This is a genomic window from Mesorhizobium sp. NFR06, assembly GCF_900115245.1.
In the GTDB taxonomy this organism is placed as follows: Bacteria; Pseudomonadota; Alphaproteobacteria; order Rhizobiales; family Rhizobiaceae; genus Mesorhizobium.
In genome coordinates this window covers 1-14,737 of record NZ_FOVT01000012.1, presented here as the reverse complement: position 1 = coordinate 14,737, position 14,737 = coordinate 1, and the positions used below count along the sequence as shown (strand labels likewise).

11 protein-coding genes are annotated in these 14,737 nt (G+C 65.1%); 5 read left to right on the top strand and 6 right to left on the bottom strand.

The features are described 5' to 3' along the window. Positions 1 to 172 precede the first annotated feature (172 nt). Positions 173 to 1,108, top strand: coding sequence for a helix-turn-helix domain-containing GNAT family N-acetyltransferase (locus F3H96_RS20295; protein ID WP_149803508.1), 936 nt, complete (start codon positions 173 to 175; stop codon positions 1,106 to 1,108). 6 nt (positions 1,109 to 1,114) lie between these two features. Here the strand turns inward: F3H96_RS20295 and F3H96_RS20290 are convergent, their stop codons facing one another. Then, positions 1,115 to 1,948 (bottom strand): AraC family transcriptional regulator, encoded by an 834-nt coding sequence (locus tag F3H96_RS20290; RefSeq protein ID WP_149803507.1) that lies wholly within the window; start codon positions 1,946 to 1,948, stop codon positions 1,115 to 1,117. 150 nt (positions 1,949 to 2,098) lie between these two features. Between F3H96_RS20290 and F3H96_RS20285 the strand changes: the two genes are divergently transcribed. Further along, positions 2,099 to 3,634, top strand: a complete 1,536-nt coding sequence (locus F3H96_RS20285; RefSeq protein ID WP_149803506.1) for a winged helix-turn-helix domain-containing protein — start codon at positions 2,099 to 2,101, stop codon at positions 3,632 to 3,634. Here F3H96_RS20285 and F3H96_RS20280 read toward each other — a convergent pair. From F3H96_RS20280 to F3H96_RS20265, 4 genes are all read right to left on the bottom strand, one after another. Continuing rightward, a complete protein-coding gene (locus F3H96_RS20280; protein ID WP_149803505.1) occupies positions 3,610 to 3,942 on the bottom strand; it encodes a hypothetical protein in 333 nt (110 codons plus the stop codon). The genes F3H96_RS20285 and F3H96_RS20280 overlap by 25 nt on opposite strands. A 186-nt stretch (positions 3,943 to 4,128) precedes the next feature. Beyond that, positions 4,129 to 7,230 (bottom strand): efflux RND transporter permease subunit, encoded by a 3,102-nt coding sequence (locus F3H96_RS20275; protein WP_149803504.1) that lies wholly within the window; start codon positions 7,228 to 7,230, stop codon positions 4,129 to 4,131. 116 nt (positions 7,231 to 7,346) lie between these two features. Further along, positions 7,347 to 8,921, bottom strand: a complete 1,575-nt coding sequence (locus tag F3H96_RS20270) for an FAD-dependent monooxygenase (protein WP_210248159.1) — start codon at positions 8,919 to 8,921, stop codon at positions 7,347 to 7,349. Next, positions 8,918 to 10,075, bottom strand: a complete 1,158-nt coding sequence (locus tag F3H96_RS20265) for an efflux RND transporter periplasmic adaptor subunit (RefSeq protein ID WP_149803503.1) — start codon at positions 10,073 to 10,075, stop codon at positions 8,918 to 8,920. Before F3H96_RS20265 ends, F3H96_RS20270 begins: the two co-directional genes overlap by 4 nt. 256 nt (positions 10,076 to 10,331) lie before the next feature. On the opposite strand from F3H96_RS20265, the gene F3H96_RS20260 reads away from it, so the two are divergent. The 3 genes from F3H96_RS20260 to F3H96_RS20250 all read left to right on the top strand — a co-directional run bounded on the left by F3H96_RS20260 (position 10,332) and on the right by F3H96_RS20250 (position 14,010). After that, a complete protein-coding gene (locus tag F3H96_RS20260; protein WP_149803502.1) occupies positions 10,332 to 10,811 on the top strand; it encodes a MarR family transcriptional regulator in 480 nt (159 codons plus the stop codon). Beyond that, on the top strand, positions 10,808 to 12,070 hold the full coding sequence (locus tag F3H96_RS20255) for an HlyD family secretion protein (RefSeq protein WP_149803501.1): 1,263 nt from the start codon (positions 10,808 to 10,810) through the stop codon (positions 12,068 to 12,070). Before F3H96_RS20260 ends, F3H96_RS20255 begins: the two co-directional genes overlap by 4 nt. A 407-nt stretch (positions 12,071 to 12,477) precedes the next feature. Continuing rightward, on the top strand, positions 12,478 to 14,010 hold the full coding sequence (locus F3H96_RS20250) for a DHA2 family efflux MFS transporter permease subunit (protein WP_149803500.1): 1,533 nt from the start codon (positions 12,478 to 12,480) through the stop codon (positions 14,008 to 14,010). Positions 14,011 to 14,406: 396 nt separating this feature from the next. Here F3H96_RS20250 and F3H96_RS20245 read toward each other — a convergent pair. After that, a partial coding sequence (locus F3H96_RS20245) for a transposase (RefSeq protein ID WP_149803480.1) occupies positions 14,407 to 14,737 on the bottom strand: 331 nt, incomplete at its 5' end.

The window sequence follows — 14,737 nt, the reverse complement described above, 5'->3', positions numbered from 1 at the left end:
TCGGTGCCAAGGCTCTGCATCGTTGCAGCGCTCGTAGGTCATGGCATGGATTCCAGGGTCTGCGCGCGTCGCTCCGCTCCTTGCTCCGCCCTGGAATGACGAAGCTGTGACAGCCATTTTATTGACTCAGTCAACTAAATGATCGATCCTGTCCAGCACAGGAGAAACCGCCATGACGATCCACGATCATCCCGGCAAGGAGCGTATCGATGCCGTGCGCGCCTTCAATCGTTTCTATACCCGCCAGATCGGCCTGCTCGACGAAGGCCTGCTGAAAAGCCCGTTCTCGCTGACCGAAGCGCGGGTACTTTATGAGCTTGCCCATCGCGACGGGCTCGTCGCCAGCGACCTGGTGCGCGACCTCGGCCTCGATCCCGGCTATGTCAGCCGGCTGCTGAAGAAATTCGAGGAGCGCGGCCTGGTCGAGCGCGAAGCTACCGAGGCGGATGCGCGCCGCGCCTCGATCGCGCTGACGCCGGCGGGCAGGCAAGCCTTCGCGCCGCTCAACCAGGATTCGCACGATCAGGTGCGCGCGCTGCTCGATCGTCTGGCCCCAGCCGACCAGGAGCGGCTGGTCAAGGCGATGCGCACGGTGCAGGACCTGCTCGGCGACAGAGCCGAACCCAAGGTTCCCTACATCCTGCGGCCGCTGCAGGTCGGCGACATCGGCTGGATCACGCATCGCCAGGGCCTCATTTACGCGCAGGACTATGGCTGGGACGGGACCTACGAGGCGCTGGTTGCCGAAATCCTCGGCGAGTTCGTCAAGAATTTCGTGCCGCAATGGGAACGCAGCTGGGTCGCCGAACGCGGAGGCGAGGTGGTCGGCTCGGTCTTCGTCGTGCGCAAGTCGCCCAAGGTGGCGAAGCTCAGGCTGCTCTACGTCGAGCCGTCGGCGCGTGGCCTCGGCATTGGCAGGCGGCTGGTCGACGAGTGCATCGGCTTCGCGCGCGCCAAGGGCTACAAGACGCTGACGCTCTGGACCAACGACATATTGAGCTCGGCCCGCCGAATCTATCAGGCGGCCGGCTTCAAGCTGGTCGAGGAAGAGGGCCATCACTCCTTCGGCAAGGATCTGGTCGGCCAGACCTGGAATTTGGAATTGTAGTGCCGATCAGCCTTTGATCGGCGCCCAGATCTCCAGCCCGCCATTGCCGGTGCGCGCATCGAATTCAGGCCCATAACGTTCGAACTCAGGGGCATCGGCGATCTCGTGGCCGGAGGCCGGCAGCCAGCTGTTCCAGATCGTGTTGACGGTCCGGCGGATGGTCGAGATGTGCTCGCGATGCGAGAACACCGCATATTTCTGCGCCGGCACCCGCACGCGGTAAAAGTCTTTGGGCAGGTCGGAGAAATCCGTCACCTCGACGCCGGCGACATAGTCGAAATTGCCGGCATCGTCGCTGTTGAGGCAGACGCCATAGAAGACGCCGGGCACCTCGCCCGGGATGTTGCTGATATAGGGAGCGAAGCGCTGCCACTGCATGGGGATGCCGGCGCTGGTTTCGCAGCTGTAGCGCTCGCCAAGCCCGGCGATGAGGAAGGGTCGGCTGGTCTCGAAGCGCGGCGGCTCCAGTGTGGTGAGAAGCGAACTGTCCATCAGGATGGGCTCCACGAGGTCGAGGTTGTCGGTCGAGCCTTTTGCGCGCACCAGCTCCGGCGTGGTGCCGAACTGCTCGCGAAAGGCCCGCGTGAACGCCTCATGCGAGCCGTAGCCGGCATCGAGCGCGACCGACAGAATGTCGCGCGCCCCGCCGGCAAGCTTTCGCGCCGCTTCGCTCAAGCGGCGCGCCCGCATATAGCCCATGACCGACCGTCCGGTGGCGGCGCCGAAGGCGCGCGTCACATGGAAGCGCGACACGCCGCTGCTTGCCGCGACATCGTCGAGCGAAATCGTATCCGGCAGGTGGCTTTCGACAAACCACAGCGCTTTCTCGGTCGGATTCATGGTTACTCGCAATTTGGCGGGGCTACACTAGCCGCCGCATCGGCAACCAGTTTGATCGAAATTGCGCACTGGGCAATAATGGCGACGTGCGGGCCGGGTCGAGTGGGATCGGCTTGGCACTATGCGCGGTAGGCGGGAAGGGGTGTCCCGATGACGACGGCGACGGCCGATCAGGTCTTCCGGTTTGGCGGGTTCACGCTCGATCTTGCCAAGGGAACTCTGCGTGGCATCAACGAGCCGCTGTTCCTGCGTCCGAAAGCCTATGCGCTGCTTTCGCATCTCGCCCGCAACATGGGCCGTGTCGTGCCGAAATCGGAACTGATGGATGTCGTCTGGCCGGGCGTCTACGTCACCGAGGATTCGCTCACCCAGTCGGTCCGCGAAATCCGCAAGGTGCTGGGCGAGGACATGGTGCGCACCGTATCCAAGCGGGGCTACATGCTGGCCGCCGGGGCGGAAGCCGCTCCCGAGATCGGCGCGCAGCCGATCGTGGCCGTGGTGCGGTTTCGCAACGACAGCGGCGATCCCACCGACGAGGCGATGGTCGACGGCTTCGCCGAGGACATCATCAACGGCGTGGCGCGTTTCGGCACGGTGACCGTGCTGGCGCGCAATTCGAGCTTCTCCTTCGCCTCCTTCGGTCGCGCCGAGTGGCCCCAGATACGCGCCCGCATCGGCGCCGATTATCTCGTCGAGGGCTCGCTGCGCCGCCAGGGCGAGCATGTCGTTGTGGCCGTCAGCCTCGTCGACATTGCGAGCGCCAGCCAGCTCTGGGGCGATCGCTACCAGTCACAAGGTGCGGGCCTCTTCGTGATCGAGCGCGAGATCGTCGAGCAGATCGTCAGCCGGCTGGTCACGCGGGTCACCAACGCCGGGTTGGAGCAGGCTTCGCGCAAGCCGGTGACCAGCCTTGCCGCCTACGAGCTTCTGCTGCGCGGCTTTGCGATGCTGCGCGATCCCGCCCAGACCGACCAGCGCGGCGCCGAGGCGTTGTTCGAGGCAGCCATCGCCAAGGATCCGAACTATGGGCTGGCTTATACCTATCTCGCCCTCGCGCGCTCGCTGGACGGGGAGTTCGGACGCGCCAGCGACGCCGTGCTGGAAAATGCGCGCGACCTCGCCGACAAGGGCCTGGCCCTGTCGCCCGACCAGCCGACCGGCCATCGCGTGCAGTCGCTGATCCGCCTGTATATGCGCGACCACGAGGCGGCTGAGCATCACATGCGCATCGCCCTCCAGCTCAACCCTTACGATGCCGACAGCATCGAGCAGATGGGCATGCTGCTGACCATGCGCGGCCGGCCGCTGGAGGCGCTGACCTGGCTGGCGCGCGGCATCCGCATCGATCCGTTGCACCCGCACTGGTACCAGTTCGACCGCGCGCTGGCGCTCTACATGATGGGGGAATACCGGCAGGCGGCGGATGCGCTGGAACTGGCGACGCGCCCGGCACCTTGGATTAGGACTCGGCTCGCGGCCTGCTATGCCCAGATGGGCGATATGGAGAAGGCGCGGCGGCAGGTCGCCCTCGTCGAGGAGGGCGATGCTTTCTCGCCGCTCGACTATGCGCTGCGCGGCGTGCCGTTCGAGAACCGGGCCGATGCCGAGCATCTCGCCGAGGGCGTCAGACTTGCCCTCGGCGAGATTGACCCTGAGCCTGGTCAATCGACGACGACCACGATGTAGCGGCCCTGATAGGCCCGGTAGTAGGTGCCGCCGCAGCGCCAGACGTCGAAGCCGTTGACCTTGGTGCGGACGCAACCGGCAGGCAGCGTGGCGACCCAGGCGGTGGTGTGCCTCAGCACACGCCATGTCGTCGTGCGGCGGGCAACGCCGGCGGCGCTGCGCGGCGTCCAGGGCGCGCCGATGCGGGCCTCGGCAGAGCCGACCAGCGACAGGGCCGGGACGGCGCTGCCGACGATTTCGACGGCGGTGAGAGCGAGCGCGAGCAGCGCCGCGGCCGAACAAAATTTCTTCACGGATTTCAGAGGCATTTTCGTTTCTCCTGATGTTGGTTGAAGTCTAGTGGGAGGATGTAGCGGCAAGCCGTGTCGAGCCCGTCAGCGCCGCCAGGTGAGCAACCACGAACAGCCAGTGCGCCGCGGTTGTGACGTAGCCGACGACAAGCACGTCGGCGGCGATGAAGAACTGCCACGGCGGCGTTTCCGCCGTGGCTTCGATCAGGCAACCAGCGGCTGGGGCTCGGCCGTGGCCGTGATCGGTTCGGCCGCTAAGGCGGCCTCAGCCGGCGCCTTGATGCCGAACCAGGCGACGTAGAGCGTCGGCAGGAAGACCAGCGTCAGCACGGTCGCCACCATCAGTCCGCCCATCACCGCATAGGCCATGGGCCCCCAGAACACGGTCGGCGCGATCGGGATCATGCCGAGGATGGCTGCCGCCGCCGTGAGCAGGATCGGCCTGAGCCGATGCGTGGTGGCGCTGATCACCGCGGCCCACGGCTCTTCGCCGGCGGCGATGTGCTGGTCGATCTGCGCGATCAGGATGACCGAGTTGCGGATCACCATGCCGATCAGTGACATCACGCCGAGGATGGCGACGAAGCCCATCGGTGCGCCTGAGAGAAGCAGCGCGCCGGCGACGCCGATGATCGCGAGCGGAGCGGTAAGCAGCACCAGCACCAGACGCTGGAAGCTCATCAGCTGGATCATCAGCACCGTAGCCATGATGAACAGCATCAGCGGGAAGACCACGAAGATGCTGGCCTGCGCCTTGGCGCTGTCCTCGATCACGCCGCCCTGTTCGACGCTGTAGCGCGCCGGCAGCTCGGCCTTGAAGGCGGCGATGGCGCTCTCCAGCCGCTTCGATACGGTGGTGGCGTTCTCACCAGGGGCCACGTCGGCCTGCACCGTCACAGTCGGCAGCCGGCCCCGGCGCCAGATCAGCGGCGGCTCGGTCTGATAGGAGAGCTTCGCCACCTGTTCGAGCGGCACACGCCGGCCGCCGGAGGCACTGATCGTCAGGCCGCGCAGCGTGTCGATGCTGGCGCGTTCCGAGTCCACGGCACGGGCGACGATGTCGACGAGATAGGTGTCGTCGCGCATCTGCGTGATCTTCGAGCCGGACAGGATCGCGTTGATCGTCTCCGAAAGCTGCTGCGAGGAGATGCCCAGCGCGCGCGCCCGGTCCTGGTCGACTTCGACCTTGATCACCTTGGCCGGTTCGTTCCAGTCGTAGTTGATGTTGCGCACCGAGGCGTCGCTGCCCAGCACCTGCGCGAACTGCTGCGCCAGGCTGCGCGTCTTGTCCGGGTCGGGACCGCTGACGCGGAACTTAAGCGGCCAGCCGACGGGCGGGCCGAGCTCCAGCGGCGTGACGCGGGCCATGACATCGTCGAAGCCGGTCGACAGTTGCTTTTCCAGCCGGTCGATGACCGCCTGGCGCACGGCGTGACCCTTGGTGACAACCACCGCCTGAGCGAAGAAGTCGTTGGCGAGCTGCGCGTCGAGCGGCAGGTAGAAGCGCACCGCGCCCTGGCCGACATAGAAGCTCCAGTGGTCGATGTCGGGATCGGCCGCCAGCAGCTTCTCGACGCGCTCCACTACGGCATCGGTCGACTTGATCGAGGCGGTGCGCGGCAAAGTGAGATCGACCATGACCTCGGGCCGGTCGGACTTCGGGAAGAACTCCTGGCCGACAAAGCCCATGGCCACCACGGAGAGCGCGAACAGCCCGGCGGTCGCCGACAGCACCAGCCACTTCGCCCGCATCGCCGCCTCGAGTAGCACCTGGAAGCCACGCGCGATCCGCGATGGCTGGTGGCTGCCATGGCCCTTGATGCGGTCCGGCAGCAGGAAGACACCGGTCAGCGGCGTGAACAGCACCGCCACCACCCAGGACACGACCAGCGCGATCGCCACGACCGCGAACAGGGAGAAGCAGTATTCGCCGGCGCCGCTCTTGGCGAAGCCCACCGGCACGAAGCCGGCGATCGTCACCACCGTGCCGGTGAGCATCGGGAAGGCGGTAGACGTGTAGGCATAGGTGGCGGCCGAGATCTTGTCGAAGCCTTCCTCCATGCGCGAGATCATCATCTCGACCGCGATCATCGCATCGTCGACCAGAAGGCCGAGCGCGATGATCAGCGCGCCGAGCGAGATGCGCTGCAGCGAGATGCCGAAATACTCCATGGTGACGAAGGTGATCGCCAGCACCAGCGGGATGGCGACGGCCACCACGACGCCCGCGCGCCAGCCGAGCGCCAGCAGCGACACGGCGAGCACGATGGCGATCGCCTCGCCGAGGCTCTTGGTGAACTCGCCGACGGATTCTTCCACCACATGCGACTGGTCGGCGACCAGGCCGAGTTCGGCGCCGAGCGGCAGCTCGGCCTCCATCTCGTGCATCTTTTCCTTGACGTTCTCGCCCAGCGCCAGCGCGTCGCCGCCCGCTGTCATCGAAATCGCGATGCCGACGGCAGGCTTGCCGTTGAAGCGGAACATCGGCTGCGGCGGATCGGAATAGGCGCGCTTGACCTCGGCGACGTCACCCAGCCGGAAGTAATGACCGTTGGCGTAGAAGTTGATCGCCTTCAGGCTCTCCTCGGAGGTGAAGCTGCCGGAGACGCGGATGGCGATGCGCTCGGGTCCGGCGTCGACCGTGCCGCTCGGCGTCAGCGCGTTCTGCGCCTGCAGCGCCTGCGACAGCGTGCCGACGTCGAGACCGAGCGCGGCCACCTTCTGCGTCGAGAATTCGAGATAGATCTTCTCGTCCTGCTGGCCGACCAGGTCGACCTTGGCGACGTCCTTCACGGTGAGCAGCCCGGCGCGCAGGCTGCTGGCCAGGTCCTTCAGCTCGCGATGGCTGAGGCTGTCGGAGGTGAGCGCGTAGATCAGCGAATAGGTGTCGCCGAACTCGTCATTGTAGAACGGTCCTTGCACGCCTGACGGCAGCGTCGGCTTGATGTCGTCGAGCTTCTTGCGCACCTGGTACCAGAGCGGCTGCACCTGGTCGCCGGCGACCGTGTCCTTGAGGTTGACGAAGACGACGGACTCACCGGGCTTGGTGTAGCTCTTGACGTAGTCGAGGTCTGGCAACTCCTCGAGTTTCTTTTCGATGCGGTCGGTGATCTGCTCCACCGTGTCGCTGGTGCTGGCGCCCGGCCACATCGTCTTCACCACCATGGTCTTGATGGTGAAGGGCGGGTCCTCCTCGCGGCCAAGGCCGCGATAGGCGTAGAGGCCGGCAAGGGCCGCGGCGATCATCAGGTAGACGATGAAGCTGCGGTGGCGCAGCGCCCATTCGGAAAGGTTGAAGCTGGTCATGGTGCAAATCCCTCTCAGCGCGCGCAAAGGCGCGTTCCGCCGGCGGCTGCCGGCTGGCGAAAACAAATGACGGTTGGTTTCGGTCGGCGTCCGCCGCTAAGGCCGGCGCCGAAGGTTCAGGCCAGGCTGTGCATCGTGCCAAGCACGCGGTAGGGCGCGCGCTCGGCGGTCCTCGGCCGGACGGCCAGACCGGCGAGATAGCGCTGGAAGGCGGCCGCCTCCTGGACCGGCGAGGCGAGCGCGACATGGCCGTCGGGCCTCACCAGATAGGCGGCGTCACGCTGCAAGCCGGCTTCGCCAGCCGCCTCCGACCAGGCGAAGGCATGAACCGGGATACCAGTCGATGCCAGCATTGCCCGGAACTCGGCATTGACCTCGCCATAAACATGGACCTGCCAGTCGAGCGAGCGCAGCGGCTCGAAATTGTCGTTGTTCGCGGCCGGCACGTAGGGCAGGCGGTCGCCGCCGCTGACCTTGCCTGCCGTGCCCGAGCTGATCGGCCCGGCGCGATACTGGATCGACGCCTGCGAGATCACGCCGAAGAAGGCGCGCGAGCCGAACGACGTGCGCAGCGCGACGCTCAGGATTTTGGGCATCAGGTAGCGCCGGAACAGGCCGACGAGCCGCGAGCGGCTGGTGGCGATACGGAAGGCCTGGTCGGTGCTTTCGATCAGCTTTTTTGCAAAAGCGATACGTTCCGGCTCGTAGCTGTCGAGAAGACGCGGATCGGCGCGGCCCTGCACCACGGCGGCGAGCTTCCAGGCGAGATTGACCGCATCGCCCATGCCGGTATTCATGCCCTGGCCGCCGGCCGGGCTATGGATGTGGCCGGCATCGCCGGCAAGGAACACGCGGCCGACGCGGAAGCGCTCGGCGACGCGGTGATGGACGTGGTAGGTCGAGAACCAGTTGACCTCGTCGACCGTGACACCGGTGTCGCGCTCGATATCGGCGCGGATCGCCTCGAAGCTGATCGTCTCGTCGGCCTCATGCGCTTTCGGAACGATGCCGATCAGCCTGACCGAACCCGACTGCCGAACCGGCATGACGATAGCGAAACCATAGGTGCTGATCGTCGTGTCCATGCCGTTGCGCGTGATATCGCCACGGCCCTTCACGTCGGCGACGTAGAAGGCCTGTTCGTAGGTGCCGCCGGGAAAGCCGATATTGAGCCCATGCCGAACGGTGCTGCGGGCGCCGTCGCAGCCGGCAAGATAGCCGACGCTGACAGTCTCGGTGCGGCCGTTCCTGCTCAGCGTGGCGATGACCGCGTCGCCCTTGTCCTCGAAGGCAACGAGTTCCGTCCCGCGCTCGACCTCGACGCCGGCGCGCTTCAGATGCGTGATCAGCACGCGTTCGTGGATATCCTGCGGCAGGGCGAAGGCGAAGGAATAGGGGCTGATGCCGCGGCCGAAATTGGCGAGCGGCAACCTGGCGGCGACACCGCCCGGCGTGTGCACCGTGATCTGTTCGATCCGCACGCCAGCGGCCAGCACATCCTCGACGATGCCGATCTGGCGGTGGAACTCCAGCGTCCGTGCCTGGACGGCGAGCGCCCGCGAGGTTTCGCCGGGGTGAGCCGCCTTGTCGAAAATGCGGACCGGGACGCCGAGTCTGGTCAGCCAGAGCGCAAGCGTCAGCCCGGTCGGGCCGGCGCCGGCGATGAGGACCTTGATCTTGGACATGGTCATTTTCCTTCTCCCTCAATGATACGAACTTTTTCATGTTCCCGCAGCCGGTTCACACCGGCGGTGACGACCAGATCGCCCTGGTTGAGTCCATCGCTGACGACGACGCGGTCTGTCTCGTAGCGGGCGACTGTGATGGGCTTGAGTTCGACAGCGGACGAGGCACCAACCACCCAGACGGCCGGCCTGCCGTCCTTGTCGAAGAGCGCGCTGCCTGGCAGCACCACGACTTTCGCGCCGCCGATCTCGGCGCGCCCGGAAACGCTCGCGCCGAAACGCATCGCGTCGGGCGCATTCTCAAGCGATACCTTCACCTGGAAGGTGCGGGTCGCGGCATCGGCCATGGGCGCGATCTCGCGGACGGTGCCGACTGTCGTGGTCGCCGGATTGCTGAGCAGCGAGACGGTAACCTTGGGCGGCCGCTTCGTGTCAGACGTGTTGGCGAATGCCGCCTCCGCGATCGAGAACACCGCGTCGCGGGCTTCGGGATCGGCCACACGCACCACCATCTGCCCGACATTGACGGACTGGCCGGCTTCGGCTCCGGTGGCGGTGACGACGCCGTCGAATTCCGCATGCAGTTCGGTGTAGCCGAGTTGGTCCTTGGCCATGGCAAAAGCGATGTTTGCCGATTTCAACTTGGCTTGCGCGGAGCGCAGGTTCTTCAGCATCGCATCGTGATTGGCGCGGGTGGTAAAGCCCTTGGCGAGCAGCGCGCTGATACGCGCTTCGGCGGCGCTGGCTTCCACCATCACCGCCTGTGCGGCGGCGACATCGGCCTCAGCGCTGGCGAGCCGGTTGCGATAATCCTGGTCATCGACGCGGGCGAGGGCCTCGCCCTTCTTCACCAGCGAGCCGATCCCGGCGATGCGCTCGACCAGCTTGCCGGAAACGCGAAAGCCGAGATCGCTTTCGCGCCGTGGCTTGATCTCGCCGACGGCGACGCGGGTGTCGGCATTGTTGGTCGGCGCGACCGCGATGGCCTTGACGAGCTTCGTCTCGGGCGCGGCGGGCGCTACATTGGAGGCCTCGCTTCTCGCGCCGTGCCAGACCATCGCGGCGCCGCAGGCGAGAACGGCGATCGATGCGGCGACGAGGCGGCGCCTCAGCGGCTTGTTGTGCCCGGCAAGGCTGTTCTGAAAGAGTGCGGCAATCATGTTGTCTCCATGACCAAAAGGTTGCGGTCGCGCCGGGAGGATGCGTCGACCGGAAAGGTGCGGCTGAGTGGGCGTTGCTGCCTGTCTTTCGCCAGCCCGATCTTCTTGCGGTTTCAGGTCCGGGAAATCCCGAACGCTTTCTGAAAATTTTCCGATGTTTTGGCTGAAACGACGCCGGAAGGAGTTGACATCGGCGCTCTGAATGTGCGCAAAGCCTCCCCTTGATTAGTAAGCACGCTTATTATATATCGCGCTCATGGTTTCAGATGGCATCGACAGATTGGGATTTTTGATCCACGACGTGCAGCGCCTGATGCGCAAGCGCTTCGAGGCGCGCGCCAGCGGCCTGGGTCTTTCCTCCGCGCAGTGGCGGCTGCTCGTTCGCGTCGCCAAGGAAGCAGGCGTCGCGCAGGCGCGGCTTGCCGAACTCCTCGAAATCGAGCCGATCAGCGTCTCGCGTCTGGTCGACCGGATGGAGGAGGGCGGCTGGATCGAACGCCGCCAGGACGCGACCGACCGGCGCGTGCGCATGATCTTCCCGACCGAAAAGGCAAACGCGGCCTATGCCGACGTCAAGAGCCTGGCCGGCGAGGTCTATGAGGAATCGCTGACCGGCGTGTCGGCGGAAGAACGCCGCGTCCTGATCCGCGTGTTGGATACCATCGTGCAGAATTTGACGGACGCCGAGACGTCGTCCCTGGAAAAGATGAAGAATACGGAAGGCGCAGCAGCATGAACGCGGCAGCCAAGATAGAAGACGACAACATCACCAAGCTTGCGTCGGCACAGCCGATCGCTAATGCGTCGGCACAGCCGATCGCCAATGCGCCGGCGCAGCCGGTCGCGGAGGCGCCAGCGCAGCCGGTCGCCGAGGCGCTGCAGCAGCCGGCGACGGCTCCGGTTTCCGTGGCTCCCGAGCCGCAGCCGGCGCCGAAGAAGAAGCGCCGCCTCGGTCGCTTCCTGTTGATGGTCGCCCTGCCGCTGGCCCTGCTTGCCGGCGGCTCGTATGTCTGGGTGATGGGCGGCCGCTACCAGGAAACCGAGAACGCCAACCTGCAGCAGGCCAGGATTTCGGTCGCCTCCGACACCGCCGGCCGTATCGTCCAGGTCGGCATCGCCGACAACCAGTTGGTCAAGCAGGGCGATCTTCTCTTCGTCATCGATCCCGAGCCTTACCGGATCGCGCTGGCCCAGGCCGATGCGGCGGTCGCTGCCGCGCGCCTCAATGTCGAGCAACTGCGCGCCGCCTACAGCCAGTCGATGGCGCAGGAAAAGTCCGCCAGCAGCGAGGTCGATTACGCGCAGTCGCAATATGACCGCGCCGCCGATCTCGCGCAGAAAGGCATCAACGCCAAGTCGTCGCTCGACGAGGCGCGCAACGACCTCGACAAAGCCAAGCAACAGCTTGCGGTCGCCCAACAGGGCATCGTCAGCGCCAAGGCAGCGCTCGGCGGCAATCCGGACATCGAGACCGACAAGCATCCGACCGTGATGTCGGCGCTCGCCGCGCGCGACAAGGCAGCCTACGATCTGGCGCAGACCACCGTGAGGGCGCCGGCGGACGGCATCGTCTACCAGGCCGCCTCCTTCAAGGTCGGCCAGTATGTTTCGGTCGGCACGCCGCTCTTCGCGCTGGTCGAGACCGGCGACACCTGGATCGATGCCAATTTCAAGGAGACCCAGCTCACCAACATGAAGCCGGGCCAGAAGGCCGAGATCGTCGTCGACACCTATCCGGGCCGCACCTTCGAGGCGACCGTCAAGGCGATCGGCGCCGGCACGGGCGCGGAATTCTCGCTGCTGCCCGCGCAAAACGCCACCGGCAACTGGGTCAAGGTAACGCAGCGCATTCCGGTGCGCCTGGAGTTGACCGATCCCGACGCCAAGATGGCGCTGCGCACCGGCATGAGCGCCACCGTCACCGTCGACACGGGCGTGGCGCGCGGTCTGCCGTCGGTCTTCGGTCTCGCCACGGCGGGAGAGCACGCGCAGTAGACGACAGCGAAGTCCGTCGGGATCCGGCGGATAGTGAGGGGATTGGTCTGATGGGAGGTGTGGCAAGGATCGGCAAGGCGAGCCGCATGGCCGCTTCCTCGAAGGCCTTGGCACGGACCCGTCAGTCCTCAGGTTTCCGGGCGGCAGGCATCCGCTCCTATAGAGACTTTCGGTCGATGTAACCCCCACATCGATAGTCGCGTCCCACCGCGATGAAGGTCTCTCAACGGAAGGTTCGCCGCCCGGAAACCTAGAGCCGGATGATTTCAGGTCTGTTCGACCTGAAATCTGAATCCGTCTCTAAATCAAAGAGATAGAGCAGGATGTCGTCCGAAAACCGCTTCACACTTTTCGGTATCATGCTCTAGCATACACGTTTTTGTTTTACTTGCTGGAAGTTCAGCACCATGAGCACGCCCGAACCCTTCAAGGAAGTGCCGCATCGCGGGCTGATCACGGTCGCGCTGATGCTGGCGACGATCATGCAGGCGCTCGACACCACGATCGCCAATGTCGCGCTGCCGACCATGACCGGCGACCTCGGCGCGTCGCCCGACAACATCAACTGGGTGCTGACCTCCTATATCGTGGCCGCGGCGATCATGACGCCGGTCACCGGCTGGCTGGCCGACCGGCTCGGGCGCAAGGAATTGTTCCTGGCTGCCGTCGTCGGTTTCACCATCTTCTCCATGCTCTGCGGCCTCGCCTGGAGTCTCGAGACGATCGTGCTCTTCCGCCTGCTGCAAGGCGTGTTCGGCGCGGCCATCGTGCCGCTGTCGCAGACCTTCCTGCTCGACATCAACCCGAAGGAGCGCCATGGCCAGGCGATGGCGATCTGGGGCGCCGGCATCATGCTCGGGCCGATCCTGGGACCGACGCTCGGCGGCTGGCTGACGGAAAACTTCAACTGGCGCTGGGTGTTCTTCATCAACCTGCCGGTCGGCATCCTCGCCTTCCTGGGCATGGCCGCCTATCTGCCGGTCATCGCCAAGCGCGTGCGCGGCTTCGACTTCTTCGGCTTCGCCATGCTCTCGCTCGGCGTCGGCGCGCTGCAGCTTCTGCTCGATCGCGGCGGCGAGGTCGACTGGTTCAACTCGGCCGAGATCTGGATCGAGCTCGCTCTGTCGATCACCGGCTTCTGGGTGTTCATCATTCACACGGTGACGGCCGAGCATCCCTTCATCGATGCCAAGATATTCCTCGACCGCAATTTCGTGACCGGGCTGGGCTTCATCTTCGTCATGGGCGTGCTGATCCTGGCCTCGATGTCGCTGTTGCCGCCGATGCTGGCCAACATCTTCGGCTACCCGACCGTCACCATCGGCGTCGTGCTGGGGCCGCGCGGCGTCGGCACGATGATCTCGATGCTGGTCGTCGGTCGCATCATGCACAGGATCGATGCGAGGATCCTCGTCGCCATCGGCTTCCTGCTCACCGCGCAGTCGCTCTACACCATGGCGAGCTTCACGCCGCAGATGGACAATTGGCTGATCATCTCTTCGGGCGTCGTCCAGGGCCTCGGCATGGGCATGGTGTTCGTGCCGCTGTCGACGATCGCCTTCGCCACGCTCGAAGCGCGCTACCGCACCGATGCCACCTCGCTGTTCAGCCTGGTTCGCAACCTGGGCTCCTCGATCGGCGTGTCGGTGGTTGCGGCGCTGATGGTGCGCAACACGCAGATCAACCATGGCGAGCTGTCCGCCTTCATCAACCCGTACAACCCGAACCTGTGGGCCGCGTCTCCGGCGGCGGCGGCCGGCGATCCCGCCGCCCTGTCGCAGGTCGACCGTGCGGTGAACGTGCAGGCGATGATGATCTCCTACATCAACGACTTCAAAATCCTGATGGTGATGACGCTGGTTGCAATCCCGTTCGTGATCCTGCTGCGCAAGCCCAAGGCCGCGCCGGCGGCAGCGGCGCCGGCCGCGCATATGGATTGACATTTCGGAGTGTGGCTAATCAAACGGCGCGCGTTCATCGCCGCGCGAGTTGGGGTGCGAGCGCACTATGGCGCAAGGCGCCCCATTGCTGACTTTCCGACACCGATATTCCTTTGCAAAAGATGATCCTGCATTAAGGGAAACCAGCGCCCATGACACAAAGGGCTTCAACGGCTTTCGCGGCCAATTGGTTTCTGCCGGGCCGCATGTGGTCGGCCGTCACTCCCGCAAGCCCGCGATCCGCAAGTGGTTGAGCCAGCGTTCGAGGGCTCCCGGGACGGTGTCTACCTTCTCCCATTGCTTGCGTTCTTTGCGGATGGATTCGCCGGGCGAGTCCTTGAGGAAAACCGCAAGCGCTTCCTTTGCCTCTCGTTCCTTTCCTAAAGCATGTCGCGTTTAATTGGCCTCATATCCGGCAGCTTTGAAGAAGTTTCTGCACTGTATCGGATCGAACAGGTCGCATATGTCCTTGAGAGCGCAGCATAAAGCGTCGAAAGATCGCGCGGCCTTCTTTCTGAGCAGCGCCTTGAGTTTCGAGAAGGCCATTTCGATTGGATTGAGATCGGGCGAGTAGGCCGGCAGCGGCAGCAGCCAAGCACCGCGTTGGCGCACCAGTTCGGCCGCCCGCTCGCTCTTGTGGAAGGCGACGTTGTCGAGGATGACGACGTCGCCCGGTTTGAGCTCGGGTGCAAGCTGGGTCTCGACATAGAGTTCGAAACGCGCCTTG